Genomic DNA, 26520 nt, shown 5'->3' with positions numbered 1-26520 from the left:
GGGTGCCTCTCGTCGGACGGGACGCGAGCGCCCACCGGTGAGGCGGGCGCAGCGGGGTGCGGGGCCAGGGTACGGACCCGACGCCCGGGAGCGAAGGCACGTTCGTCCCGCGGACCGGACGGCCGCCCCGCGATCCGGGCGGTGGAGCGGCCGATGCGCACGTCAGAGGCGATTCACGTCGATGGCGGGTCCGGGGCATCCGCCCGGACGCGACGCACATCACGTCTCCGGGGCGCTCACCAGGCCCGCGGTCCCTCCGTCGTCGACTCATCGACCAGGAACGTCTCGGTGACGGGCAGCTCGAGGACGGTCGTGGGCGGGACCGTGGTCGCCACCGCCGGGTCGATCTGATGCGGTGCCGACAGGGTCACCCGGACGGTCCCCGTCAGCTCGATGATCCCGTCCGTCGCCGACGGCAGCTCGGCCGCCAGCAGACCCGCCCGGGCCGTCGACGAGTCCTGAGACGGCGCCTGATGCGTGTCGATCGCGGTCGGCACGGGCTGCTGGTCGACCGTGAGCTCGACGTCCGTCAGCTCGGCATCGATGCTCGTGTACACCGCCGTGGGGGTGCCGCCGTCGATCCAGGACACGGGCCCGGGGTAGACGGAGGTCTCGCTCGAGAAGACCTCGAAGGGCAGCGACAGCGCCCGCGGCCCGCCCTCCGTCTCGGGCTCGTGCACCGTTCCGCTCGCGGAGACGGTGAGCGATCCGCTGGCGCCCGTCGCGCCGGGGTTCGGCGCACTGGAGTCCGCCGCGGTGGAGTCCGGGAACAGATCGTGCGCGCCGTAGCTCATGACCTGGTGGACCCGCGGGAAGTCCGACGTCGCATCCCCCGGCTCAGAGCTCGCGCCCGCATGGTGCACGCCGTCGGTCAGCTCCAGGCGCGCGTGCTCGCCATCCGGGACCGCCATGACGTAGCGGGCGAGCGCCGGGCCGCTGACCGCGATGACCTCGCCCGTCGCGGGGTCGACCTCCGACATCGTCAGCAGGAGGTCGCCCGGATCGGCCCCGGCGCCCCTGGCGTCGGAAGCCCCTCCCCCGTCGGACGACGCTCCCCCGTCGGAAGGCCCGGTCGACGGCGCGGCGTCGCTGGATGACGCCGCACCCGTGCCGTCGTCGGGAGGAGGGGCCGCGAGGTCGACGACCACCGGTTCGGCCGATGCCCCGGGCCGGATCGTGACGGTCAGATCCTTCTGCGCGAGGGCCGCGACCCCCAGGTACGGCATGACGCTCACGACCACCAGGTGCGTTCCCGCGGGCGCGGCCCACCGGATCGCGCTGTCGTGCGCGGGATCGGCGACCGCGAAGCTCGCGACCACCGTGGACTCGCTCACGGGGAGCTGCCGACGGCCCTCGTCCTGCGCGAGCGTGTCGTCCATGATCGTGCCCATCAGCTCGAGGTCCGTGGGCGAGGAGGGCAGGCGCTCGACCCGCCCCGTCGCGAGCCCCGGGAGCGCGGGAGGCGTGACGTCCTCATCGGTGACGATCAGGGTGCCGTCGGCCGCGACCGGGGTCCCCGCCTCGTCCCGCGGGATCGGGGTGAAGGCCTTCTGGGGCGCCTCGATGAGGCCGAGGGCCACCTTCCCGTCACGCTCGTAGAACGAGCCGATACGCGCGCGCTCGAACACCGTGCGGCCGTCCGCGGCGAGAGCGGGGCCGCACGCGACCTGGTCGGTCACCGTCCGCGGCGCCTCGATCGTGAAGTAGCAGGCGGCGCTCTCGGGCACGATGCGCAGGCGGTCGGTCGCCTGCAGGTGCTCGCGCCATGCGTCGGTGATGGAGGCCAGGTCCTCGTCGGCCTGCAGCAGCGGGTCGCCGTCGAAGCGCCACTGGTCCGGCTCGGCGACCTCGCAGCCGGTCAGCCCGAGCGCACCGACGACCAGCAGAAGGGCCAGGGCGGTCCGCGGCGCCCGGCGTCGCCGCACCGGCCGGGGTCCGGGGCCGATCCCGGCGATCGGGCGCGCCTCGGCTCCAGCCGGCGGGCACGCCTCGGCTCCCGCAGGCGGGCGTGCCTCGGCCCCAGCCGGAGAGCGTGCCTCGGCTCCAACGGGCGGGCACGCTCGCGCCCCGGTGCGGGGCGGGGGCTGCGATGCCATGCCGTCATGCTAGGACGGGCCTCCGACGAACGGATCCGGCACCACCCCGGATGCTCCCGCACGGTGGAGGGGCCCCGTCCGCCCGCCGCGCGTGGGGCCGCGCCGTGGAGGTTCCTCCCACCGCGCCGTAGCCTCGCCGCATGGCCTCCACCCCGAAGACCCGCCCCACCGACGCCGATCCCGTCGCCTACTGCGCCGCGCTCCCGTCGTCGCGGCGCCGGAGCGAGGGCGCGGCGCTCTTGACACTGTTCGAGGAGGTCACCGGTGAGCCGTCCGTCATGTGGGGGCCGTCGATGATCGGCTACGGCTCCTTCCCGCACACCTCGGCGACAGGCCGCAGCTCGGCCGACTGGTTCATCGTCGGCTTCTCCCCACGCACGGCCGCGATCTCCCTGTACGGGCTGCAGAGCGCACCGGGCGCCGCCGAGCTGCTGGCTGGCTTGGGGAAGCACCGCACCGGCGCGGGCTGCGTGTACGTCAACGGGCTGAAAGACGTGGACCTCAGCGTCCTGCGGGAGCTGGTGGCTCTCGCCCGGGCATGCGAGCCGACGGGCTGCTGACCGCTGACGGCAGCAGACCGGCACCGCGCCCGGACGGTCCGGCGAGGCCGGCCTCCGGCACGACGACTGCGGGCAGCCCGGCATCCGAGCATCCCGGCATTGCGGATCTATCACCCGAACCGACCGGTCGCTCCCCGTCGCGCACCATGGCCAGGACCACGCACCCGAGGTTATGGTTGGAGCATGAAGCTGAGCACCGACCTGGAGAAGAAGTTCAACGAGCAGATCACCCTCGAGTTCGAGGCGTCGATCGTCTACCGCCAGCTGGCCATCGAGGCCGATCAGCAGGATCTCCCGGGCATCGCCGCCTGGCTGCGCCACCAGGCCGACGAGGAGATCGTCCACGCCAACAAGTTCATCGACCACGTCGTGGACCGCGACGGCCAGGCCCGCATCGGCGCGATCGCCGCGCCGGAGGTGCCCTCGGGCCTGTCGATGAAGGAGGTCTTCGCCGCGGCCCTCGCGCACGAGCAGAAGGTCTCCGAGGCCATCCGCGAGCTGTACCGCAGCGCCGACAAGGAGGGCGACTACAACGCTCGCCCGCTGCTGAACTGGTTCGTCGACGAGCAGATCGAGGAGGAGGCCACCGCCTCGGAGATCCTGGGCCGCCTCGAGCTGATCGGCGACGACGGCTCCGGGCTGCTGCGCCTGGACGCCGAGCTGGGCCAGCGTCCCGCGGAGTCCACCGAGGACGAGTGACCCCGGCGGCGGGGCGGAGGCGGGCGGTTCAGCCGCCCCGCAGCCCCGCCGCGGCATCGCACCGACCCGAGCGGGGTGCTCCTGTGCACAGCAGGGGCGCCCCGCTCTCGTCGTGCGCCGGCTGATCTACCGGTCCCCCTGCGCCGGTCCGCCCGCCTGTCCCGTCGTGCGCCGCCCGGGCCACCGACCCCTCCGCGCCCCACGGCCCGCCTGTCCACAGAATGCAGTGAGGCGGCATCTGCCCCGGATAGTGCGGAGCACATGCTGTGTCACTGCATTTTCTGGACGGGGCCCCCTGCTCCGTTGCCCCGGGCTCCGCTCAGCACCGCACTCCCTCGTCCTTGCACTCGTCCCTGTCCCCGCACAAGCACTTTCCTCGCTTCCTCCCCAGAGCCGACCTGTCCACAGGCCAGCCGCTGCAGCACCGGTGCTGCAGGGATGTCCCGCACGATGCCTCCATGTCCAAACCCGCCGCGCCCGTGCCGATGCGGTCGCCCGAGCTGCACATCCGATCGCGTCGGCAGCTGACGGCCAGCGGCATCGGGAAGCGCCAGCTCGGGCTGCTCCTTCGTGACGGCCGGATGCGGCGCATCGCCCACGGCTGGTACGCCACGGCGGGCGCGCCCGAGGAAGCTCTCTCCGCCCTGCGCCGCGGCCATCGCCTGACCTGCATCAGCGCGCTCCGCCTGCACGGGATCTGGGCTCCGGTGTCGCCGCACTCGCACGAGGCCGCACTCCGCACCGGACGTCGCGCCGACCGCGGACGCGCTGTCGGGCAGGGCATTCTGCTCCACGATCCGCCGCCGACGGCGTGGCCCGTGGACGCCCCGATCCTGCCCCTGATGGACGCGCTGACCCACGCGCTTCGCTGTCTCGATGCCACGGGGGCCGCGATCGTCCTGGAATCAGCCCTCCACCTGCGGCTCATCACTGCGGCCGAGGTCCATGAGGTCGCCGCGGGCCTCTCCGCGCGGCACCGGGCGGCGATCTTCCCTCTCTCTGCGACAGCCGAATCCGGCACGGAGACGATCGTCCGCCGCTTCCTGGAGCGCCGGGGGATCGCGGTCCGTCCCCAGGTCCTCATCCCCGGGGTGGGGCACGTGGACATGGTCGTCGGCGAGCGCCTGGTGATCGAGTGCGACAGCGTCGCGTTCCACGCCGGCACCGAGCAGTTCCACCGAGATCGACAGCGGGACCTGCGGCTGCGGGAGCTCGGATACATCCCGGTCCGGCTCACCTGGGAGCAGGTCGTGCTCGACTGGGATCGGACCTCGCAGGTGCTGCTGGCGATGGTCCGGCGCGGCGACCATCGGGCACCCCGGACGCGCACCTGAGAGCCGGACCGTCCAGAATCTGCCGTGGGACGACATCTGCTTCGGATTGCGCGAAGGAGACGTCACGAGACTTCAGAATCCGGACGCCGCCTCGCGGTCCGGTCGCCCGGCGATGCTCCTTGCGATGATGGGCGCGAGCGCGGCCGTCGGCCGCCCGGACCCGTGGAGGACACCATGGCCCAGTACCCCTCGTTCGCCCCCTACATCAACTTCCCCGGCAATGCGGCGGAGGTGCTCGAGCACTGGCACGAGCTCTTCGGCGGCGACCTCGACCTCATGTCGTACGACGCGATGGACACCTCCGGATTCCCGTTCACGCCGCCCGAGGGCGCGGTCGCGCATGCGCACCTGCACGGCGGCCTCGTGAACATCGCCGGGGGCGACGCGATCGGCCAGGCGTCGCCCGCACCGCTGGACTGCGGCGTCCACTCCTTCATCCTGCAGCCTGCGACCGTCGAGGCCGGTCGGGAGCTGATCGAGAGGATCGCGAGCGCCGGCGGCGAGGTCGCGATGCCCTTCGAGCAGGCGCCGTGGGGTGCGCACTACGGGCAGGCGAAGGATCGCTTCGGGGTGCTGTGGCAGATCAACGTGGAGGCCGCGCCCGTGCAAGCGGGGCCCGAGGACTGATCGACGAACTCGGAGGCCGGAGCCGGCGGCGAGGAACCAGCCGGCGGCGGAGGTCGACGGGGAGGAGAGCAGTCAGACAGCACCGCTGATCGACGAACTCGGAGGCCGGAGCCGGCGGCGAGGAACCAGCCGGCGGCAGAGACCGACCGCTCCCCGCCTGCCCCACACCGTTCGCCGCGTCGATCCCCGCACGACAAGCGCCGTCGCCCGTCTCGGGCGGCGGCGCTTTCTCCTGCCGAGCTGTCCAGATTCTGCACCGGGACGGCATCTGCCCCGGATAGTGCGGAGCAGCTGCCGCTGCGCTGCAGATTCTGGACGGCTGCCCCCGTGTCAGGGCCGGTCCTACGGCCGATCTCGCGCACGAGTGCACCGGACCGAAGGCCCACCCCTCCCATCCCTCCCCCGCTGCCGGTCCGCCGCATCGCTGCATCGCCGTTGATCCTCCACGCCACGTCGCACATCACGTTCTGACGCTCCGTCATCATCGTGACGACACTCCGTCAGAAACCTACGCTGACACCCATGACCCTCTTCGCGATCCTCTTCATCACCGCCGCTCTCGTCCTCTACACCGTGGGCGTGTGGGCCGAGCACCGCCAGCGCACGCTGCGCCCCTGGCATGCGGTGATGTTCCTGGCCGGTCTCGCCTGCGACACGACCGGCACCGTCCTGATGGGTCGCATCCAGGAGTCCGGCCTCTCCACCCAGTCCGGTCCCCTCACCTCGCTGATGATGGTGACGGGAGCGATCGCCCTGCTCCTCATGCTGTTCCACGCCGCGTGGGCGGTGATCGTCCTGCTGCGGAACCGTCCGGCCGAGCTCGCGACGTTCCACCGCCTGTCCGTCATCGTCTGGGCGATCTGGCTCGTGCCCTACATCGCGGGCGCGCTCGGCGGCATGATCGAGGGCTGACGCTGCCGGGCCCGCAGTCCGATGTGGTGCGGAGCTCGCGACCGACGGCAGCGCCGGGCCGCTCTGCCGCAACCGGGTGCGCCCGGCGCCCTGCCCCACGTAGGGTCGAGGACGATGCTGGACGCGCGCGTCGTCCGCACCGGGGAGGCCCCCTTGCGCATCGTCATCGGCGCGCCGGCCAACGGCGCCGCCCTCAAGGACGTCGTCCTGGAGCACCTCCGAGCCGACTCGCGGGTCGAGTCCGTCACCGACCTCTCGACAGCCGACATCACCTACCCCGATGTCTCCTTCCGAGCGGCGCACGCCATCGCCGACGGCACCGGCGATCGAGCGATCGTGATCTGCGGAACCGGCATCGGCACCGCGATCGCCGCGAGCAAGGTCCCGGGGGTGCGCGCCGCGACCGCCCACGACCTCGTGACCGTGCGCGGCGCGGTCGAGAACTACGACGCCCAGATCCTGTGCATGGGGCAGAACGTGATCGCCCCGGTCGCCGCCTGCGCCCTGGTCGACGTCTGGCTCGACGCCCGCCACGATCCGGCGAGCGCGTACGGCGCCAAGCTCGCGGAGATCGCCGCCTACGAGGCGGGTCAGGAGTCGCGCTGACGCCGAGTCCCTGCACGGGCGCAGGCGCCGGGCCTACGCTCGAGGGATGCGCACTCTCCTGTCTCTGATCCTGAACATCATCTGGTTCCTCACCGCCGGCTGGTCGCTGTTCCTCGGCTACATCGTCGCGGGCGTCCTGGCCTGCATCTTCATCGTCACGATCCCCTTCGGCCTCGCGTCGTTCCGGATCGCGGGCTTTGTCGCCTGGCCGTTCGGCCGCGAGGTGCGCGTGGTCCCGGGCCGCGCCGGGGCGATGAGCGCGATCGGCAACGTGATCTGGTTCGTCATCGCGGGCTGGTGGCTCGCGCTGGGTCACATGATCACGGCGTTCGCGCAGGCCGCGACGATCATCGGCCTCCCGCTGGCCTGGGCGAACATCAAGCTGATCCCGGTCACGTGCTTCCCCTTCGCCCGCGAGGTGGTCCCGAGCTCGGACGCCCGCGCGCAGATGCTGCCGACGGCCGGCTGACACCGGGCCGAAAGGTTCCGCCGCGCGCCCCCTCCCCGGCCCGGCTCCGCTCGTTCGTCGGACCCCGGGCCTAGGGTGAGACGCATGTCATCACCCGCCGCTGCCAGCTACATCCGCTACCCCGATGTGCGCGGGGACCACGTGGTCTTCTGCGCTGCGGACGATGTCTGGGCGGCCCCGTACGCAGGCGGGCGCGCGTGGCGCCTGACCGATGACGCCGCCCCGGTCGCCTACCCGCGGATCTCCCCGGACGGCGCCCTCGTCGCCTTCACGAGCCTGCTGACGGGGCAGCGGGAAGTGCATGTCGTCCCCCTCGACGGGTCGGCAGCGCCGCGCCGCCTCACGTTCTGGGGCAACCGGCACACGCGCGTCGCCGGGTGGCTCGATGACGGACGGGTGCTGGTGACCACGGGCCACGGGGCCCGTCTCAGCGGGCGCGACGCCCAGCTGTGGGCGCTGGATCTGGCCGGCGGGGCCCGACTGCTGCCGCTGGGGAGGGCGAGCGAGGTCGCGTTCCACCCGTCGGGCACGACCGTCGTCACGACGATGTGGCGGCGCGACATCTCGAACTGGAAGCACTACCAGGGCGGGACCGCACCGCGGCTGTGGATCTCTTGCGAGGACGTCCCGCTCGATGCTCCGGCGGAGCGCCATGCCGCACGCACCTGGGAGCCGCTGCGCGACGACCTGCTCGCACCCAAGTGGCGGGGGTTCTTCCTCGATGACCGCTTCGTCTTCGCCTCGGACACGCCGGGCGAGGGCGCCGCGCGCACCGACCGTGCCACCGCGAACCTGTGGTCGGTGGCCCTGGACGGCTCGGACCTGCGCGTGCACACGCACCTGACCAGCGCGACCGGGTATCTGCGGGAGCCCGCGAGCGACGGCGAGCGCATCGTCTTCACCTCCCGCGGGCGCCTGTTCGCGATGGACTCCCTCGACGCCGATCCCGTCGAGATCCCGGTCGCGACCGCCGGAGTCGCCGCGGCGCGCCGACCGGCTCCCGCGGATCCGCGCGAGAACCTCATCGCCCTGCGGCCCACGCACGATGCGCGTGCCAGCGTGGTCGAGTGGCGCGGCAGCGCGCACGTCCTGACGCACCGCGGCGGGCCCTCGCGCCTGCTGTCGGGGGGCGCGGGGGTGCGTGTTCGCGAGGCGGCGCCCCTCGGGCGCAGCCCGTACGCCCTCTTCGTCACCGACGCGGACGCCGGGCACGATCGCACGGACGGCACGGTGGGATCCGACGTCCTGGGGCTCCGCCGGCTGGATGCGGGCGGGGACGAGATCCGTCTCGACCTCGGGAACGTCGGGCGGATCCTCCACGCGATCCCCTCCCCCGACGGCTCGCGCATCGCGCTGTCCTGCCACGACGGCACGGTGCGCCTGGCGACGCTCACGGGTGTCGCCGACCCTGCACGCACGCCGCAGAGGGCCGATGAGGCCGCGGACGAGGCCGGGCCCGGCAGCGGCGCGGCGGTGACCTCAGGCGGTGACGCTGAGACGCCGCCCGCTCTCGGGAGCGTCCGAGAGCTCGCGCGTTCCCGGGGCGGGGAGGTGCGCCACCTGGCCTGGTCGCCGGACTCCCGCGTGCTCGCCTGGTCGCAGCCCGTCGACGATTTCCTCGCGCGCATCATGGTCGCTCTCGTCGACGCCGAGGAACCGGAGGCCAGCGCGATCACCGACGGCACGGTGCACGACGATCAGCCCGTGTTCAGCGCCGACGGCCGCCACCTCGCGCTCGTCTCCGCCCGCACGTTCGAGACCGCCTACGACGACATGGTCTTCGACCTCGCGTTCGTCAACGCCCAGCGCCCGCATCTCATCCCGCTGCGACCGGAGACGCGCGATCCCTTCGGGCCCGAACCCGACGGCTGGGCCTCCGCGGGCGGTGAGGAGGAGGCCCGGGCGCGGGAGGCCGGTGCGACGCGCGTCGGCGATCCGGGCCGGGCGACCGAGACCGACCGTCCCGGGACCGAGCGCCCTGGGACCGGGCAGGCGACGGCCGATCCCGCGACGGCGTCGACCGCCGCGGGGGCGCAGGATGCGTCCGCTCCCCCGCGCACCGATCTCGAGCTCGACGGCATCGAGGACCGCATGGTGCCCTTCCCCGTCCCGTCGGGCCGCTTCAACCGCCTGACCCCCGTCGCCGTCGGATTCGTGTGGCTCCGGCACCCGCAGGCCACGGCCCTGGGGGCCACCCGGGCAGGGGTCGAGGGCGAGGAGCCCGGGCCGGTGCTCGAGCTGTGGCATCTGGCCGATCGACGGCTCGTCACGCTCGCCGAGGGGGTCGACGACGTGCGCGTCTCCGGCGACGGCGCCCAGCTGGTGATCCGCCGGGGCCGCACCGTCGCGCAGATCCCCGCCGACCGCCGCGTGGAGGACGACGATGCGGCCCGGGTCGTCGTCGACCTGGACCGTCTGCGTCTCGAGGTCGACCCGATCGCGGAGCGCCGTGGGATGCTCTGGGACGGCTACCGGATCATGGCCCAGCAGTACTGGCGCGAGGACATGGACGGCCAGGACTGGCACGCCATGACCTCCTGGTACGACGAGACCGTGGACCGCACGGTCTCCGAGGACGACTTCGTCGACATGATGTGGGAGGTCATCGCCGAGCTCGGCACGAGCCACGCCTACGTGCTGCCCGAGCCGTGGACCCCGGAGCATCCGGCGACCCCGGGCATGCTCGGCGCGGACCTCGAACGGCAGGGGGACCGCTGGGTGCTGACCCGCGTCCTGCGCGGCGAGTCCACCGATCCCGGAGCCCGCTCCCCGCTGCGGGCGCCGGGCGTCGCGGCGCGGGCCGGCGATGCGATCGTGCAGATCGACGGCCGCGCGGTGGATCCCGCGGCCGGGCCCCATCCGCTGCTGGTGGGGACGGCGGACCGGCCCACGGAGATCGTGCTCGAGCGCGACGGCTCCCGACGCCGCGTGGTCGTCGTACCCCTGGCCGATGACACGCAGCTGCGCTACCAGGACTGGGTGGCCTCGCGGCGCGAGCGCGTCGCCGCGCGCTCGGGAGGCCGTCTCGGCTACCTCCACATCCCCGACATGGTCTCGAGCGGGTGGGCGCAGATGCACCGCGACCTGCGGCGGGCGAGCGCGGCAGAGGGGATCGTCGTCGACGTCCGCTACAACAGCGGCGGCCACACCTCTCAGCTCGTCACGGATCGCCTGGCGCGCCGCGTGCTCTCGTGGACGTACCCGCGCCACGACGATCCGTACACCTACCCCGCCTTCGCCCCGCGGGGGCCGGTCGTGCTCGTGACCAATCAGGAGGCGGGATCCGACGGGGACATCGTCTGCGCCGTCGCGAAGGCGATGGGCATCGGCCCCGTGATCGGCACCCGCACGTGGGGCGGGGTGATCGGCATCGACGGCCGCTTCGACCTGGTCGACGGCACGCCGATCACCCAGCCCAAGTACGCCAGCTGGTACGAGGGCGTGGACTGGTCGATCGAGAACTACGGCGTGGAACCGGACATCGAGGTGCCGTTCCCGCCCAGCGCGTGGGTCACGGGCGAGGACCCGCAGCTGGATCGGGGCATCGCGGAGGCGCTGGCACGGCTCGAGGAGCGCCCTGCCGCGACGCCGCCGTCCCTGCCGCTCGCGCGGTTCGGGGGCGTCGCGGACTGAGGGGCTGCGGGAGGGTCTCGGAGTCAGCCCTCAGGGGGCGCCGTTGGCTGCGCACCCGCGGGAGACCGCGGGCTGAGGGCCCGCACGTGTGCGGGCGGTGGTCGGCGATTCCCGCACTGCTCAGCCGTGCCCGCACTGCTCGGCCGCGCCCGGACCGCCTGGTCGTCGATCATTGCCGCTGCTCCGCGTCCGCACCCATGATGGGAGGGACCGCGCGCCGCGTCGGCGGCGCGTCCCGACCCGTCGCAGAGGAGACGCCATGGCCGACCAGCAGGACGCCCGCACCACCGCGACCGACCAGCTCACGGTGCAGGACCCCGTCACCCGCTACCCGAGCATCACCCCGCCCGCGTCGCAGGATCAGCCCGAGCCCGGCCTCGACGTCGAGCTGGAGCCGACGGCGGACATCGGCGAGCGCTCCTACCGCGGCACCGGCCGCCTGGAGTGTCGCCGTGCCCTGATCACCGGGGCCGACTCCGGGATCGGCGCGGCCGTCGCGATCGCGTTCCTCCGCGAGGGCGCCGATGTCGCGCTGAACTACCTGCCCGACGAGCAGCGCGACGCCGAGCGCGTCCAGCGCATCGGCGAGGCCGAGGGCCGCACCGTCGTGCTGCTGCCGGGCGACCTGTCCGAGCGCTCCGTGTGCGAGCAGCTGCCCGGTCAGGCGGCCGAGGCCCTCGGCGGCCTCGACATCGTCGTCAACAACGCGGGCAAGCAGATCTCCGTCGACGACATCGAAGACCTCTCCGACGAGCAGCTGACCACGACGTTCGACGTCAACATCATCGCGATGTTCCGCATCGTCAAGGCCGCTCTCGCCCACCTGGAGCCGGGTGCGTCGATCATCAACACCACGTCGGTGCAGGCCTACGACCCGTCGCCCAACCTGCTGGACTACGCCGCGACGAAGGCCGCGATCAACAACTTCTCCAAGGGCCTGGGCCAGCAGCTGGCCCCGCGGGGGATCCGTGTGAACGCGGTGGCGCCCGGACCGATCTGGACGCCCCTGCAGGTGTCCGACGGCCAGCCCAAGGAGAAGCTGCCGGAGTTCGGGAAGTCCACGCCTCTGGGCCGCGCGGGCCAGCCGACCGAGCTCGCGCCCGCGTACGTGTTCCTCACGAGCCCCGAGTCCAGCTACGTCGTCGGCGAGACCCTCGTGGTCAATGGGGGCACGCCCATGCCGTGACGCCCGCGGCGCCGCGCGGCGCCCCGGGGCGGACGCCGTGCCGCGGTGCGCCGCCGGGACAACACGCGGCGACCGGAGCGGGGATCCGGCGCGCCTCAGTAGGCTCAGGGGACGGATCGGACCGGATCCCCCACCGCCCGCGCAAGGAGGCCGCCGCGTGTCACCCCGCTTCTCCATCCCCGCCGAGGAGGCCGCAGGCCCCTACGTCCTGGGTCTCGACGTCGGCTCGGGAGGCTCCCGGGCCGCGATCTACGACGCCTCCGGCCGTGAGGTGGGCCGCCGCCACCACAAGGTCGAGCACGTGTTCACGAGCGCGCCCGACGGCACCTCCACCATCGACGCCGATCAGATCGTCGACGAGCTGACGGTCGCGATCGGGGCGGTGCTCGGCGGCTTCGCCGAGCCGGTCGCGGCGATCGGCGTGGACACGTTCGCCTCGTCCCTCGTGGTGGTCGACGCCGCGGGCGAGCCCCTGACCCCGTGCATCACGTACGCCGACACCCGCTGCCGGCAGCAGTCCGCCGCGCTGCGCACAGAGCTCGGGGAGGAGACCCTCGCCGAGCTGCACGACGCGACGGGCGCGCGCATGCACTCCTCCTACCTCGCGCCGCGCCTGCGCTGGCTGCGGGAGACCGAGCCCGATGTCTTCAGCCGGGCCGCCCGTTTCATGGCCCTCGGCGAGTTCGTGGCCCACCGCATGCTCGGCACCCCCGTGCTGGGGACCGCGGCCGCCGCCTGGGGCGGCATGCTCGAGCGCCGCACCGGGGCGTACGAGCCGCGGCTGCTCGAGGCCGCGGGCATCGACGCCGAGAAGCTCGGCGCCCCGACGGATCCGGCCGAGGGCCCCTCGCTCGCCGGTACCCCGCTGGCCGCCCGCTTCCCGCAGCTCGCCGGCGCCCGCTGGGTGCCGGTGATCGGCGACGGCCTGGCCGCGAACATCGGCATCGGCGCGACCGGCGAGGACGCCTGGGGCATCTCCACGGCGACGTCCGGGGCGATCCGCGTGCTCCTGGACACCGACGTCCCCCGCCTGCCCACGGGCCTGTGGGCCTACCGGGTCGACGCCCGGCGCACCCTCGTGGGCTCGGCGATGAGCGACTGCGGCCGCGCGCTCGACTTCGCCCGCACGACGTTCGGGGTGCCCGACGAGCTGTTCGCGGGCCCCGGCATCGAGGAGCTGCTGACCGCGGCGCCCTCCGCGGACACGCCCCTGGTGGTCCCGTTCCTGTCCGGTGAGCGCGGCACCAAGTGGCGCGACGGCGCCCGGGCGATCTACGCCGGGGTCTCCGCGGCGACCACGCCCGAGGAGCTGCTGCGCGGCTCGATAGAGGGCCTCGCGCTGTCGTTCCTGCGCATCGCCGACCAGCTGCAAGAGATCGGCGGGGCGCCGCGCCGCATCGCCCTGTCCGGCGGCATGACCGGCTTCGTGCCCTCGTGGCTGCAGATCCTGGCCGACGCCCTCGATGCCCCCGTCGAGCACGTCGACGTCTCCCGCTCCACCATGCGCGGCTCCGCGCTGCTGGCGCTCGAGCAGGTGCCCGGCACGGACGCGGCCCCGGCGCCGGTGCTGCGCCTCGTCGAGCCCGTCGCGGGCCGCGCGGACCACTACCGCGAGCGCCTAACGCGTTTCGAGGCGCTGGCCGACCTGGCCTGAGACGGGGCGGACCGCGGCCCGCGGCTCCTCTCAGGCCTGCTGCGCCTCGTGTGCCTCCTGTGCCTCGACGAAGCCGATGAGGGCGCCGAGCACCTGCTCGTCGACCCCGTGCCCGAGCGCCGGAGACAGCTCCTCGGTGAGGACCGTGTGCTCGCGCATCCACGCGCGCGTGAGCTCTCCGACCTCCGGGCCGAACAGCGGATCGGCGCCGCCGTGGCCCCAGAACGCAGGGATGGGGTCGGCGGCGAGCTCCGCATCGCCCGGCAGCGCACCGGGGAAGGGCGCCCCGGACAGCGGGGCGATCCACTCCAGCGGCAGCACGCGGCGCCGCAGCAGCTCGTAGGTGAGGATCGCGCCCTGCGAGAACCCGATCGCGCCGACCACGGTGCCCGCCTGGGCGGCGGCCCACTCCTCGATCGCCGCAGCCGATGCGGTCAGCTTCTCCCGGTCCCGCGGGTCGATCGGGAAGTCGAGCCAGGCCCAGCCGGGGCCGTAGGAGAAGATCCCTCGCAGGGACACGAGCACGAGGTCCCGCGGGAGGAAGCGGGCGAAGGAGAAGAGGTCGTCCTCGTTCGAGCCGAGGCCGTGCAGCAGCACCGCGATGCGGTCGCCCTCGCGGGGCGGCCGGGTCCAGCGCTCGGCGGCCGGGTCGATGCCCTCGGTCGCCCGCTCGACGCGCACGACGGGGGCCGCGGGGCCGCCGAGGTCGCCGACGGAGTCGGACTGCGGGGCGGCGGGGGTCGTCTCGGGCTCGTCCATGGCCTCGACCCTAGCGCGGGCGGTCGTGTTGCCGCCCCGGGCCTGCTCTGGGACACTCGCGCCGAGCCCGGCGAGCGGGTTCCCGGACCAGGGCGCCGTACCCGGTCAGCGACAAGACGGCGCGCGGGAGGTCCGCATGTCCTGGCTCGTCCTCGTCCTGTCCGGTGTCCTCGAAGCGGTATGGGCCACGGCGCTGGGCCGCTCCGATGTGCTCACCCGGCTCGGCCCCTCGATCGTCTTCGTCGTCGCGATGATCGCCTCCATGATCGGCCTGGGGTACGCGATGAAGGAGCTGCCGGTCGGCACCTCGTACGCCGTCTGGGTGGGGATCGGGGCGGCGCTCACGGTCGTTGTCGCGATGGCGACCGGTACGGAGTCCGCGTCCGTCGCCAAGGGCGTGTGCCTCGCGGCGATCATCGGCGGCGTGATCGGGCTGAAGCTCCTGCACTAACGCCGGATCGCCCCCTGCAGTCCGCCGGTGCAAAACCGCGCGCTCCGCCGGAAGGCGCCTGGGGAGCCCGGTCGTGCTCGTCGGCGTCCTCGGCTCAGGCGCCGAGGAGCACCGCCAGCAGGTAGTCGCCGCCCTCGGCCCACTCCTCGAGGTGCCAGCCCGCGAAGCGCTGCGAGATCCGCAGCCCGGCCGCCTCGGCGTCGGCCGCGAACTCCGCGGGGCTGTAGCCGCGGGCGGTCTGGAAGCCGATCACCGCACGAGCGCCGGGCGCCATGTGCTCGGCCATGGCCCGCAGCGAGGGCACACGCTCGGAGCCGGCGAGGAACGTGACCACGTTGCCCGCGCAGACGACCAGGTCGAACAGGAGACGGTCGCCCTCCTCGTCGCGCAGATCCATCTCCGCGAGGTCACCGACCTCCCAGCGGGCACCCGGATGCTCCTCGCGCGCCACCGAGATCAGGTGCTCATCGAGGTCGATGCCCACGACGCGGTGCCCCGCCGCCGCGAGACGACCGCCCGTGCGACCCGTCCCGCAGCCGGCGTCGAGGATCCGGCTGCCGCGCTCGGCCATCGCGTCGATCAGACGGGCCTCGCCGTCGATGTCGATCCCCTGCGCCGCCATCGTGCGCCAGCGCTGGGCGAAGCTGCGGGAGTGATCGGGGTTGCGGGCGACGACGGTGCGCCACAGGTTCGTCTCGGGTGCAGGCATGGGATCCAGTATCGCCCTGCCCGGGAACGACGGAGCGGGCCCCGCCGCCTGGCGGGACCCGCTCCGGGGGCGCTCGGTCGCCCGAGCGGTCATGCGGGGGTCAGTCGATCGGCACGTCGAAGTACCACTGGCCGTCGGAGGCCTTGCGCATGTTGTACGGGAAGTCCGTGCCGGCGACCGAGATGGTCACCGTGCCGTCGTCGTTGGGGCGAGCCTCCAGCATGTCGACGGTGAGGCCGGCGAGCTGACCGGTCTGCTGCTGCTCGCCGCGCATGCCCTCTGCGCAGCCCGAGATCATCGTCGGGTCGGTCATCGGCTCCTGGGTGAGCGGGTTGAGCATCATGCCGCACGCGGTCTCGTAGTCACCGCTGTCGACGGCCATGATGAAGTCGTAGGCGCGCTGCTTGGAAGCGTCGGCCTCCTCCTGCGAGACCGGGCCCGTCGCGGCGGGCGTCGTGGCCGGATCCGTCGTGGCCGGATCCGTCGTGGCGGGGTCGGTCGTGGCCGGATCCGTTGTCGCGGGATCCGTCGTGGCCGGATCCGTCGTCGCCGGGTCCGTGGTGGTCTGATCCGCCGTGGTCGTCGTATCCGTGGTCGTCGGGTCCTCCTCACCAGGGCCGCCGAGGGCGCCGAGGCCGAGCGCGAGGACCAGCGCACCGATCGCCAGCAGCGCGAGGCAGCCGCAGCCGATGCCGACGAACAGCGGCCAGCGCTTCTTCGGCGGCTCGGCCGGGGGCATCCCCGTGCCGCCGCCGTACTGCGGGGCGCTGGATCCGGCCGACGGTGCACCGGGGCCGCCCGGAGCGGGCGGCGGAACGGGGGAACCGGAGGAGGCGGGCTGGCCGAAGCCGGGAGCGCTGGGCGGCTCGGGAGCCGAGGAGCCGTACGGGTTCGTCATGACGACCTTTCGAGAAGAGGAAGGGCCCTTCCTTCGTACGGTGCGCGTGGGCAAGAGCACACGCAGGCGCGGAGAGATCCGCCGATCCGGCTCAGGGGAAGGGGCGCACGAGGGTGTCCATCGCGAAGCGCTTCGTGCCGATCTTCTCCCGGTAGGTGCGCACGTGGACACCGGACCCGTAGCTGTCGACCATCGTCCCGTCGCCGAGGTAGAGGGCCATGTGCCGCAGCTCCCCCTGCTCATCGGCGTAGAACACCCAGTCCCCGCGCTCGAGCTCGCTGCGCGGCACATGCGTGAACCGCGGGTCCTCGAGCAGGTAGTGCGTGGTCAGCCAGCCCGGCGAGGCGTGCTTGACCGCGTCGATGCCGGGGTCCAGGCCTCCGGCGCGCATGGCCTGCAGCGTCAGCCCCGAGCAGTCGAAGCCCAGATCCGGCGGGCCCGCGCCGCCCCACAGGTACGGGCTGCCCTCCTGCTCCGTCGCGAAGGCGATCATCGCGTCGATCCGCTCGTCGCGGCTCGCGTCCGCGGGGACGCGCGAGGGGGCGGTCCACTCGTCGATCGTCCAGGGGCGGCCCGTGTCCATCGCGGTCCACGTCGCCGCGTCGACCACCCCCGTGGCGGGGAGGGAATGGTCCTTCTGCCACTGCGTGACGGCGTCGATGGTCGGCTGGTCCATCGTGGCCTCGTGCCCGGTGCGCCACGTGCCCACGACCTGCTGGATCACCGCGACCCGCGGACCGTTCCAGTCGGCGGTCACGTTCCGGACGGGCGGGGCGGCCGCCGGCTCGCCAGCGTCGTGGCGCAGCCAGCGGACCCCGGCCGCTCCCCCGAGGACGAGGGCGAGGACCAGGAGCCCGGCGAGGGCGAGCGCGAGCGGCGCCGGGCGCGAGCCGGACGTCGGACGCCGGCCGGACACGGGCCGCGGGCCGGATGCAGGGCTCGAGCCGGGTGCAGGGTTCGAGCCGGGCACAGAGCTCAGGCCGGGTGCTGGACGCGGGCCGTGCGCCGAGCGCCGCAGGCGGGGCGCCGGACGCCGCAGGCGAGGCGCCGGGCGTCGAGGTCTGCGGACTGTGCGGGTCACTGGTCTCCGAGCGATGGGACGGCGGGCGGTCACGGGCGCCGCGGGCAGGCGACGACGGTCCAGAGGCGCCGGGGCCGGGGCGCGCAGCCGAGCGGGCTGGGCGATGTGGTGGGGCACGGCGGCCGCGCCCCCTCCCTGGGCGCGGCGCGGTCCAGGCACGAACGACACTAACCGGACGAGGCACCGCAGGTCACGGCGACGCACCGCGGCAGCGACCACCCCGCGGCGAGCACGGGCGCCACCGCCGGCACAGCGCATAGCCTGGGCTCCGATCCTCGGAGGACCGGGATCGGGAGCATCGGAACGCAGGAGGATCGGCGTGGACGCGCAGACGCAGACGCAGCAGGGGCCCGCCGTGGAGATCACGGACGCGCCGGAGGCCTCGCGCTACGAGGCGCGCATCGACGGCGAGCTCGCCGGCTGGGCAGACCACCACCGCAGCGGGGACGTCGTCGCGATCCCCCACACCGTCGTGCTGCCCGAGCACGGAGGCCGCGGCGTGGGATCCGCGCTCGTGCGGTACGCGCTCGACGACATCCGCGCCCGCGGGCTACGGATCGACCCCGTCTGCCCCTTCGTCGCCTCGTACATCGAGCGCCACCCCGAGCACCAGGACCTGCTAGCGGATCGGGCCTGACGCCCGCGCCGGGCATCGGAGGCGGGCATCAGGGAAGGAGTCCTCGGCGGCAGCCCCCACCGGACTCCGGCGATGCCCTGCGGCATCTGGCGCCGTCAGTCGCGGGTCGGCCCCTCGGCACCGCTCCGCTGATCCCTCCCGGCCGCCTGGTCCGGACCCGCGTCTCGCCCGCTCCCGTCGTCCTGGATCTCGCGCAGCGTCTGCTCGGCCATCGCCCGGTTGTGCCGCTTGGCCAGGAACGCGCCGAGAGCCACGGTCGCGGCCACGGCGAGGGCGCCCGCGGCGCAGAAGGCGAGGATGGGCGAGAGCATCGTGGTCATGGCTCGAGGCTACGCGGTGCGGCGAGGGACCGGCGGGACACTGCCGGCCGGCGGGTCACGACGCTCTACTCACCAGCTCCCCTCTTCCGCAGGCCGTCGAGATGGACGGCCAGATGGCGTCGATAGGCATCGGGGTCGCCGGGGGTCGCGTCCATGATGCCGACGAGCGCGACCTGGAGAAGGGTGATATCGCGGGCGGTGGCGTCCGCGCGCAGCGCACCCTGGCTGCGGGCGCGGTCGATGAGGATCTCCAGATGGGGGTCGACCACGGCCCTGCACTCCTGCACCGAGGGGAAGGCGGATCCGGACGGGCACAGAAGGGCGCGCAGGCCCCGGTTGGCGGCCTGCCGTCGCAGCGTCTCGTCGAGATAGCCGAGCAGCGCAGCCCAGGCGTCGTCGCTCTGCGCCGCCGAACGGGAGCGGGCGATCTCGGCGTCGAGCTCGGCGGCGAACAGGGCGGAGACGAGGGCATCCTTGGTGGGGAAGTGACGGTAGACGGTCCCGCCCCCCACGCCGTCCGCGGGGCCACCAGCCTCGGCTTCACCCTCACCGACTGATGCGAGTAGCCTCCATGCCTGCCGCCCCGGTCACCGGGCCGTCCGGCGACGGCCGCCGTTTCACCGGCCGCACGGTCCTCGTCACCGGCGCCACCGGCTGGATCGGCGGCGCGATCTCCCGTCGCCTGTCGGCAGAAGGCGCGAACATCGTCGCGCTCGGGCGCCGTCGCGGCCGCCTGGACGCCCTGGTGGAGGACCTCGGCTCCACGCGAGCTCTGGCGGTCACCGCGGACGTCACCGCACGTGACGACCTCGAGGCCGCGGTCCGCGCGGCCGTCGACCGCTTCGGCGGGCTCGACGTCCTCGTCTTCAACGCCGGCACCGGGCACGTCCAGCGCTTCGACGAGCTCAGCAGCGCGGCCTGGCAGCACCAGATGTCCACCAACGTCGACAGCGTCTTCCTCGGCGCCCAGGCCGTCCTCCCCCACCTCAAGCGAAGCCGAGGGAGCATCGTCAACACCGCCTCCATCAGCGGACTCGGGGGCGATCGGGGCACGGCAGCCCACAATGCGGCGAAGGGAGCGGTGGTGAACCTGACGCGCTCTCTCGCGGTCGAGCTCGGCGAGTTCGGGGTCCGCGCCAACGCAGTCGCCCCCGCTCTGACCGTCGCCGACGAGATCGCCGATGGCGAGCCCGTCAGCGGGTGGCTGCGCGCCATGGCCGAGCGCCAGGCCCTCCCCGGTCACGGGACGCCCGAGGACATCGCTGCCGCCGTCGCCTTCCTGGCCAGCGACGATGCCCGCTTCATCACCGGCGCCATCCTCCCCGTCGACGGCGGGACCACTGCCGCCAGCGGACTGCCCGAGTTCCCCTGAGGCGACCGGGCCGTCCCGGACAGCAGGAGACCCCCGCCCCGGATCTCTCCGGTCGGGGGTCTCCTGACTGCTACGGCCTCGGTTTCCCGGACCACCTTCGCGTGCGCGAGGGGGGAGTTGAACCCCCACGCCCTTTCGGGCACACGGACCTGAACCGTGCGCGTCTGCCTATTCCGCCACTCGCGCGAAGCTCCGACACCGGGTGTCCAGCACACCGAGGCCGAAGGTTCCCCCACTGTAGCCGCATCCGTGCCCGCGCCCCAACTCGGTCCGCCGTGCTCTTGCGCACACTCCGTCGACCGGTCTCCGGCACGACCCGGCAGTGCGGCCCCGGATCAGGCGGGCTGCGTCAGGACGATGAGTCCGGGGTCGCCGCCGAGAATCTTCCCCGGCAGCACGAGCGCCCGGATCGGCGCACCCGCGGCCGTCCCCGTGCAGGCCACCGGCTCGAAGACATCGAAGTCGAGCGTTCCTTCGCAGCCGCTCAGCACAGCCGCCGCCCCCTCCTCACCGAGGACGCGCTCGGCATCGGTGCGGACCGTTGCCGCATCGAGGGGGTCGCCGCCGTAACCCGGGCCGATCGAGATCGCGGAGACCGTCACGCCGGGAGCGGCCAGGAGCGCCATGAACTCGGGCGCGAGCGCGTCCCCCTGCAGCCACAGCACCGCGGGCTGCCCGCCCACGGTGTGCGTCGCATACGCGAGCCAGTCCGTGGTCCCGCCTGCGGAGTCAGTGGTGGCGCGGCAGGTGACCTGATCCGCACCGCCGGGCTCGAGGTCGCCGTCGCACACGACCGTCCGCAGCGTTCCCGAGATCGAGTCGGTGAGGCGCTCGGACAGCAGAGTGACCAGCGTGGCCTCGGGGACGACGGGGGACGCGGGATCGGGACCGAGCCCCTCGGGCAGCCCGCTCGCGACCTCCACGGTCGGGATCCGCATCCCGGTCGAGGACGTGTCGCTGGTCGGCGTCGGGACCACGGACGCCGATGCCGTCGGAGCCTCCGTGCCGACTGCGGCGGAGCGGGACGAGGAGCTGTCGACGGGCTGGGGATCGCAGCCGGCGAGGGCCAGGGCGGAGGCGCACAGGAGCGTCGGGACGGCGAGCGCGCGCAGCGGCGCGCCGAGAACCGCTGCTCCGAGCATGTCGCCTCTTCCGCCGACCGACAGGACATCGATGCGGCCCGCGGGCCGCATCCGGGGCACGACGCTGCGGGACCGAACTGGGCCCGACGCGGTCGCAACGCGGGTGCCAGCGTACCCGTCGGAGCAGCGCGTGCGGACGTCAGGGGTCCCCGAGGAACTCTCCGGGAGCTTCAGGCACCCCGGCGCCGCTCAGGCGCCGCGGGTCCGCATGGCGTCGGCCTCCGCGAAGGCCTCCTCGATCGCGGAGACGTCCATGCGCCGCCGCACCACGGCCAGGTACAGGACCACCGCGACGAGCACGGCCGGGACGCCGACCATTGCCGCCAGGCGCATCTCGGGCACGACCGCGACCGTCGCGAACACGGCGATCACGCCCACCAGCCCGACCACCGCGGTGACGACGCCACCGGGCGCCCGGAAGACCTCGAGGCCGTCACGGCGCCGGTGGTAGACGACGTAGGTGATGAGGATCAGCGCCCACACCAGGAGCACCGAGAACATCACGAGGCTCATCATGTAGCCGAACACCCCGGCCACCCCCGTGAAGGCGAGGACGGCCGCCAGCACGATGCCGGCGCTCGAGACGAGGATCGCGCGGGACGGGACGCGCCGGGCCGACAGGGTCCGGAAGAACCGGGGAGCCATGCCGTCGGTCGCGAGCGACTGCAGCATGCGGCTGCCCGCGTACAGGTTCGCATTGGCCGCGGAGAGGGCCGCGATGAGCACGAGCAGGTTGGTGATGCTCGCGGCGCCGGGGACCCCCAGGCGGTCGAAGACCATGACGAACGGGCTCATCTGCAGGTCGTCGCCGGTGCCGGAGGCCACCTTCCACGGGACCAGGGCCACGACCACGGTGATCGCGAGGATGTAGAAGAAGGCCAGGCGGATCACCGTCGTGCGCGCCGCCGTGCGGATCGACGTCGACGGGTCCTTGGCCTCCGCCGCGGTCACCGACAGCAGCTCGATGCCGCCGAAGCTGAACATGACCACCCACATCGCGACCCAGACCGCGCCCCAGCCGTTGGGGGCGAAACCGCCGTCGGCCGTGAGGTTCGCCAGGCCCGGCGCAGGCGCGCTCGGCAGGCCGAAGAACACGAGGAACAGGCCCACGAGGATGAACAGGAGCACCGCGATCACCTTGATGCTCGAGAGCACGAACTCGATCGCCCCGAAGGAGCCGACGCTGGTCACGTTGATGACCAGGATGATCGCGGCGAAGATCAGGATGCCGACCCACAGATCGAGGACCGGCTTCCCGGCGGCGTCCTTGGGGGCCCAGTACTGCAGGTAGGCGGCGCAGGCCACGAGCTCGGTGCCCGTCACCGCGACCGTGACGATCCAGTACAGCCAGCGCGTCAGGTAACCCCAGAATGGGGAGAGGTAGTGGGCCGCGAGGGTGCCGAAGCCGCCGCGCACCGGGTGGCGCGAGGCCATCTCCCCCATGCACAGGGCGATGCAGGCGGCGATCAGGGACCCGGCGGCGAAGCACACGATGACGGCGGGGCCGGCGAGCGCGATCGCGCCGCCGGAGCCGAGGAACAGGCCCGTGCCCAGCGCGGAGCCCATCGCGATCATGGCCATCTGCCCGTGCCCGAGGGAACGGGCGAGCGTGTGCTCGTCGGGGAGGCGCGAGGCGGGATCCGGCGCCGTCGCGCTGGGGTCGGGCACGGGTCGTCCTGTGCGGGGGGAGCCGTCCGACGAGCGCGGGGAGGGTGCGCGCGATGCGGGCGGCGGAGAGGAGGAGGCATTCATTGCACGAGAGTACGACGGGGATGCGACCAGCGGCTCGGCCGCCCGCAGGCGGAGACCGACGTTGCAGACAGTTAGGAATACGAACTATATTCGGCCGGTGCCCGGATACCTCCCCCTCGACCTCACGCTCGCGTGCAGCCGTTTCGCGCGCCTCGCGGCCCGCCGCGCCGACGTCGGCGTGTCCTCCGTGACCTGGCGCGTCGCCGCCGCGATCGACCAGCACGGCGAGCTGAGCATCAGCGCCATCGCCGCCCTCGAGAACGTCACGCGCCCGACCACCACCACCGTGGTCCAGCGCCTCGAGGAGCTCGGCCTGGTGCGGCGTCGGACCGACCCGTCGGACTCCCGCTCCTCGCTCGTGAGCCTCACCGAGCTCGGCTCCGAGCGCCTCACCGCATGGCGCACGCAGGTGGGCGACGAGGTCGAGGGCCTGCTGGCCGGCCTGGACGCCGCCGAGCGCGCGACCCTCGCCGACGCCGTCGATCTCCTCGACCGCCTGCTCGCGGAGGCCGACTCCGCGCCCCGGCGCATCCCCGCCGCCGCGCCCACCGCTGCCGGCTCGGACGAGGGGGTTCCCGCTCGCCCGCGGGCCGACGACCGCTGACGCCGAATCCGTGACGCGTACGGGCCCGCTGAGCCGGGCCCGGCGACCCGAGATCCATCCCGCCACCCGAGACCAACCTCGCCACGCGCACCGACGAAAGGCAGACCGCCCCCGTATGTCCACCGCCTCCACCGCCCCCGCAGACACCCCCACCTCCGCCGCCGGCGACTCCCCCATGGGACCATCCGGCACGGGCTCGACCACCACCGGTGCGTCGCCGAGCACGCAGGCGGCATCGGCCGCTGCGACGAACGCGCCCGCTGCTGACGCGTCCGCTGCCGCCACCCACGGACGTCCCTCGATGGCCGCCGCGTTCCACCAGCCGCGCTCGGTGTGGGCGATCGCGTTCGCTGCGACGGTCTCGTTCATGGGCATCGGGCTCGTGGACCCGATCCTCCCGGCGATCTCGGAGGAGCTCCACGCGAGCCCCACCCAGGCGATGCTCCTGTTCACGAGCTACCTCTTCATCACGGCCATCGCGATGCTGTTCACGAGCTGGATCGCCTCGCGCATGGGGACCCGGACGACGCTCCTGGTGGGCCTCGCGCTCATCATCGTGTTCGCGGGGCTCGCGGCGGCCGGGACGAGCGTCGACGAGATCATCGCCCTGCGCGGCGGCTGGGGCCTGGGCAACGCACTGTTCATCTCGACCGCGCTGGCCGCGATCGTGGGCGCCTCCGCCGGGTCGAGCGCGGGCGCCATCATGCTGTACGAGACGGCGCTCGGCATCGGCATGGCCTTCGGGCCCCTCCTCGGGGGCCTGCTGGGCTCGTGGACCTGGCGGGCGCCCTTCGCAGGGACCGCGGTGCTCATGGCGCTGGGGTTCATCGCGATCATGGCGCTCCTGCCGCGCAGCGCGGCCAAGCCCGCGCCGGTCGAGCCGACCGCGGCGCTCCGCGCCCTCGGCGACCCCGCCCTGCGCACCCTCGCGTGCACCGCCGTGTTCTACAACTTCTCGTTCTTCACGCTGCTCGCCTACTCCCCGTTCCCCCTGTCCGCGGCGGCCGCCGCGCACGGACGCGAGCTCGGCGCGATGGGCATCGGCTGGGTGTTCTTCGGCTGGGGGCTCGGTCTCGCGCTCACGTCCGTGGTCGGGGCGCCCATCCTCACGCGCGCGCTCGGACTCGTCCGCACGCTCGTGGCGACGATGGCCGGTCTCATCGCGGTCATGCTCCTCATGGCCGCGCTGCAGTCGTCGCTCGCAGCGATGGTGGTCGTGATCATCGCCGGCGGCCTGCTCCAGGGCATCATGAACACCGCGCTCACCGAGACGGTCATGGAGGCCACCGCTCTGCCCCGCTCGGTCGCGAGCTCGGCGTACTCGGGCGTGCGCTTCTTCGGTGGCGCCGTGTCCGCCGCCGTCGCGGGCCCGATCGCCGCCGCGCTCGGGGCGCCCGTGCCCTACCTCGTGGCGGCGCTCGCCATCGCGGTCGGGATCGTGATCCTGCTGACGGGGCGCGGCACCCTGCACCGCGTGACCCGGCCGCACCTCTCCGCCGAGGAGGAGGCCACGGCCATCACGAGCGGCGACGAGGTCTGACCGCCGGGGCACGGCCCCCCGGGGCCGCGCAGTCCACGTTGCCGCGCCGCCCCGCAATGCCGTACACAACATGGACTCTGACGTCCTCTGACCTGCGTATGTGCAGACGACCGGACGCCACAGACCACCTTGTGCTCACCTGCCCGCGAGGCCCCGCCGATTTCGCGGTGCCCGGTGCAGCTCGAGCGCGATGATCCGCCGCAGCAGCTCCTGTGTGCGGGGCCAGTTCAGCATCACGTCCTCCCAGGTCAGGCGCAGCACCCGGTAGCCGAGCAGCAGCAGCTGCTGATCGCGCCGGCGATCATTCTTATAGGCGCGCGGATCCTCATGGTGACCGTGGCTGTCGCACTCGATCACGAGCAACTCGCCCACCACCATGTCCATGCGCTCGTCGGGGAGCAGTCCGGCCTGCGGGGGCACCGTCACCCCCGAGCGCTGAAGGAATCGGCGCACGCGGGTCTCCGTGCCTGACTGCGCCCACGGCACCACCTCGCCGACGGCTCGACGCGTCTTCACGGGAAACGTCGCCACGAGCGCGTCGATCTCGCCCACGGACAGCAGCCGCGTGTTCGCGGCCGACTCGAGCAGGATCGCGAGGTCCTCGACGCTCAGGCACCGAGCTGCATGCTCCAGCGCGATCCGCGGCGGCATGATCGGCCCGTCGTCCGGCCACACCCGGACGAACCCGTGATCGCGCACGGCCTCGCCCGCCCGAATGCGGCCGGGCCCTGTCGCAGTCCCGGCGCCCATCCCGACTCCAGCGCCCGAGAACGATGCTCGCGCCCGTCGATCACTCGGCGCGGCTGTTCGCCCTTCGGGCCCCCCGCAGCCCCACCTCGTGCCGCCCATGATGAAGCGGCACCCACAGCCCGTGATGGCCGAGGGCAGACACGCAGGTCAGACGGTGCCCGCTCGCGAGCGACGCCGCGACATCCGGTGGCGTCAGGGCGGAGCCGTACCAGGATCTCCCCAGACGGACGAGGCGGCCGGACGTCACGAGCCGCTCCCGTTCCCGCCGGCTCACGCCCTCGGCATGGAGATCAGACGTCCGGAGGACATGGAGGCGATGGCGCGATCGGGCTGGATCCATGGAGCAACGGTCTGCGGGCAGCACGTGTGGCGGAAGGCCTGCCTGTCCGCAGTGGATGACGCGCCGTTGGGGAGAGATCGAGCCTCGGCGTCCTCCGCCAACCGGACCGATGGCGCGGCATGCGCAACGGGCGGTCCCGCGGCTCACCCCGCACGTGCCTCGGAGTCGTCGATGACCGGGACCGTTTGGCTGGATCCAGCGCGGACCTGCACGCACGCTGGGCACCCCGTCCGCCGAGATCCGGCGGTCGCGAGCAGAACATGGACTCCAGCGTCCGGTCGCCCGCACATGCGCAGGTGAGCGGACGTGACAGTCCACGTTGTGCACGCCTCCTGCGCCGCACCCCCGCAACCCCCGCGGGCGTGCGCCGCAGGAGGCGTGCACAACGT

General features: G+C 73.3%; 25 protein-coding genes, 1 tRNA gene and 1 riboswitch. Of the genes, 15 read left to right on the top strand and 11 right to left on the bottom strand.

The window, feature by feature from the left end; translation table 11 throughout:
• Positions 1-236 precede the first annotated feature (236 nt).
• Positions 237-1925: a hypothetical protein gene (locus FM110_RS03945; protein WP_087102864.1), complete on the bottom strand. Its 1689-nt coding sequence runs from the start codon at positions 1923-1925 to the stop codon at positions 237-239.
• A 311-nt stretch (positions 1926-2236) separates the two neighbouring features.
• Here FM110_RS03945 and FM110_RS03940 point away from each other — a divergent pair, with 311 nt between their 5' ends.
• From FM110_RS03940 to FM110_RS03895, 10 genes are all read left to right on the top strand, one after another.
• Complete coding sequence (locus FM110_RS03940; protein ID WP_087102863.1) at positions 2237-2656, top strand: DUF1801 domain-containing protein; 420 nt, start codon at positions 2237-2239, stop codon at positions 2654-2656.
• Between the two features lie 183 nt (positions 2657-2839).
• Positions 2840-3355, top strand: coding sequence for a ferritin (locus FM110_RS03935; RefSeq protein ID WP_087102860.1), 516 nt, complete (start codon positions 2840-2842; stop codon positions 3353-3355).
• A 458-nt stretch (positions 3356-3813) separates the two neighbouring features.
• The gene (locus FM110_RS03930; protein WP_087102858.1) at positions 3814-4689 is read left to right on the top strand and encodes a hypothetical protein; all 876 of its coding nucleotides are present in this window, start codon (positions 3814-3816) and stop codon (positions 4687-4689) included.
• Positions 4690-4863: 174 nt separating this feature from the next.
• Positions 4864-5316 (top strand): VOC family protein, encoded by a 453-nt coding sequence (locus FM110_RS03925; RefSeq protein ID WP_087102934.1) that lies wholly within the window; start codon positions 4864-4866, stop codon positions 5314-5316.
• A gap of 522 nt (positions 5317-5838) precedes the next feature.
• Complete coding sequence (locus FM110_RS03920) at positions 5839-6228, top strand: HsmA family protein (protein ID WP_087102857.1); 390 nt, start codon at positions 5839-5841, stop codon at positions 6226-6228.
• A gap of 114 nt (positions 6229-6342) precedes the next feature.
• Entirely contained in the window at positions 6343-6834 is a 492-nt protein-coding gene (locus FM110_RS03915; protein ID WP_234991890.1) for an RpiB/LacA/LacB family sugar-phosphate isomerase, read from the top strand.
• Positions 6835-6880: 46 nt separating this feature from the next.
• Complete coding sequence (locus FM110_RS03910) at positions 6881-7303, top strand: YccF domain-containing protein (RefSeq protein WP_087102855.1); 423 nt, start codon at positions 6881-6883, stop codon at positions 7301-7303.
• Between the two features lie 84 nt (positions 7304-7387).
• Positions 7388-10936, top strand: coding sequence for a S41 family peptidase (locus tag FM110_RS03905; RefSeq protein ID WP_087102853.1), 3549 nt, complete (start codon positions 7388-7390; stop codon positions 10934-10936).
• A 259-nt stretch (positions 10937-11195) separates the two neighbouring features.
• Entirely contained in the window at positions 11196-12122 is a 927-nt protein-coding gene (locus tag FM110_RS03900) for an SDR family oxidoreductase (protein ID WP_087102851.1), read from the top strand.
• A gap of 157 nt (positions 12123-12279) precedes the next feature.
• Entirely contained in the window at positions 12280-13776 is a 1497-nt protein-coding gene (locus tag FM110_RS03895) for a gluconokinase (RefSeq protein WP_234991889.1), read from the top strand.
• A 30-nt stretch (positions 13777-13806) separates the two neighbouring features.
• On the opposite strand, the gene FM110_RS03890 is transcribed toward FM110_RS03895, so the two are convergent.
• Positions 13807-14535, bottom strand: coding sequence for an alpha/beta hydrolase (locus FM110_RS03890; protein WP_087102848.1), 729 nt, complete (start codon positions 14533-14535; stop codon positions 13807-13809).
• Between the two features lie 60 nt (positions 14536-14595).
• Positions 14596-14661, top strand: a riboswitch (guanidine-III (ykkC-III) riboswitch).
• 10 nt (positions 14662-14671) lie between these two features.
• On the opposite strand from FM110_RS03890, the gene FM110_RS03885 reads away from it, so the two are divergent.
• Positions 14672-14986: a DMT family transporter gene (locus FM110_RS03885; protein ID WP_087102846.1), complete on the top strand. Its 315-nt coding sequence runs from the start codon at positions 14672-14674 to the stop codon at positions 14984-14986.
• 94 nt (positions 14987-15080) lie between these two features.
• Here FM110_RS03885 and FM110_RS03880 read toward each other — a convergent pair whose 3' ends face one another.
• The 3 genes from FM110_RS03880 to FM110_RS03870 form a co-directional block, all read right to left on the bottom strand.
• The gene (locus FM110_RS03880) at positions 15081-15695 is read right to left on the bottom strand and encodes a class I SAM-dependent methyltransferase (protein ID WP_087102844.1); all 615 of its coding nucleotides are present in this window, start codon (positions 15693-15695) and stop codon (positions 15081-15083) included.
• Between the two features lie 100 nt (positions 15696-15795).
• Positions 15796-16593, bottom strand: a complete 798-nt coding sequence (locus FM110_RS14245) for a hypothetical protein (protein WP_087102842.1) — start codon at positions 16591-16593, stop codon at positions 15796-15798.
• A 91-nt stretch (positions 16594-16684) separates the two neighbouring features.
• Complete coding sequence (locus FM110_RS03870) at positions 16685-17509, bottom strand: C40 family peptidase (RefSeq protein WP_087102840.1); 825 nt, start codon at positions 17507-17509, stop codon at positions 16685-16687.
• A 484-nt stretch (positions 17510-17993) separates the two neighbouring features.
• Here FM110_RS03870 and FM110_RS14460 point away from each other — a divergent pair, with 484 nt between their 5' ends.
• Positions 17994-18311 (top strand): GNAT family N-acetyltransferase, encoded by a 318-nt coding sequence (locus FM110_RS14460; RefSeq protein WP_234991888.1) that lies wholly within the window; start codon positions 17994-17996, stop codon positions 18309-18311.
• Between the two features lie 95 nt (positions 18312-18406).
• Here the strand turns inward: FM110_RS14460 and FM110_RS03860 are convergent, their stop codons facing one another.
• Positions 18407-18631 carry a hypothetical protein gene (locus tag FM110_RS03860; protein ID WP_087102836.1) on the bottom strand — a complete coding sequence of 75 codons (225 nt, stop codon included), beginning with the start codon at positions 18629-18631 and terminating at the stop codon, positions 18407-18409.
• 65 nt (positions 18632-18696) lie between these two features.
• A complete protein-coding gene (locus FM110_RS03855) occupies positions 18697-19143 on the bottom strand; it encodes a TetR/AcrR family transcriptional regulator (protein ID WP_087102835.1) in 447 nt (148 codons plus the stop codon).
• A 59-nt stretch (positions 19144-19202) separates the two neighbouring features.
• Between FM110_RS03855 and FM110_RS03850 the strand changes: the two genes are divergently transcribed.
• Positions 19203-20003, top strand: a complete 801-nt coding sequence (locus FM110_RS03850) for an SDR family NAD(P)-dependent oxidoreductase (protein WP_087102834.1) — start codon at positions 19203-19205, stop codon at positions 20001-20003.
• 102 nt (positions 20004-20105) lie between these two features.
• On the opposite strand, the gene FM110_RS03845 is transcribed toward FM110_RS03850, so the two are convergent.
• The 3 genes from FM110_RS03845 to FM110_RS03835 form a co-directional block, all read right to left on the bottom strand.
• Positions 20106-20189 (bottom strand) — tRNA-Leu (locus tag FM110_RS03845).
• Positions 20190-20338: 149 nt separating this feature from the next.
• The gene (locus FM110_RS03840; protein WP_087102832.1) at positions 20339-21145 is read right to left on the bottom strand and encodes a hypothetical protein; all 807 of its coding nucleotides are present in this window, start codon (positions 21143-21145) and stop codon (positions 20339-20341) included.
• Positions 21146-21334: 189 nt separating this feature from the next.
• A complete protein-coding gene (locus tag FM110_RS03835; protein WP_234991887.1) occupies positions 21335-22813 on the bottom strand; it encodes an amino acid permease in 1479 nt (492 codons plus the stop codon).
• Positions 22814-22994: 181 nt separating this feature from the next.
• Between FM110_RS03835 and FM110_RS14455 the strand changes: the two genes are divergently transcribed.
• Entirely contained in the window at positions 22995-23501 is a 507-nt protein-coding gene (locus FM110_RS14455; RefSeq protein ID WP_234991886.1) for a MarR family winged helix-turn-helix transcriptional regulator, read from the top strand.
• A 301-nt stretch (positions 23502-23802) separates the two neighbouring features.
• Complete coding sequence (locus tag FM110_RS03825) at positions 23803-25041, top strand: MFS transporter (protein WP_234991894.1); 1239 nt, start codon at positions 23803-23805, stop codon at positions 25039-25041.
• 135 nt (positions 25042-25176) lie between these two features.
• On the opposite strand, the gene FM110_RS03820 is transcribed toward FM110_RS03825, so the two are convergent.
• Complete coding sequence (locus FM110_RS03820) at positions 25177-25791, bottom strand: endonuclease domain-containing protein (RefSeq protein ID WP_087102830.1); 615 nt, start codon at positions 25789-25791, stop codon at positions 25177-25179.
• Positions 25792-26520 lie beyond the last annotated feature (729 nt).

This window comes from Brachybacterium nesterenkovii, assembly GCF_900163655.1.
Taxonomy (GTDB): Bacteria; Actinomycetota; Actinomycetes; order Actinomycetales; family Dermabacteraceae; genus Brachybacterium; species Brachybacterium nesterenkovii.
The sequence above is the reverse complement of the archived record's forward strand: the minus strand, read 5'-3'. Positions and strand labels throughout refer to the sequence as shown.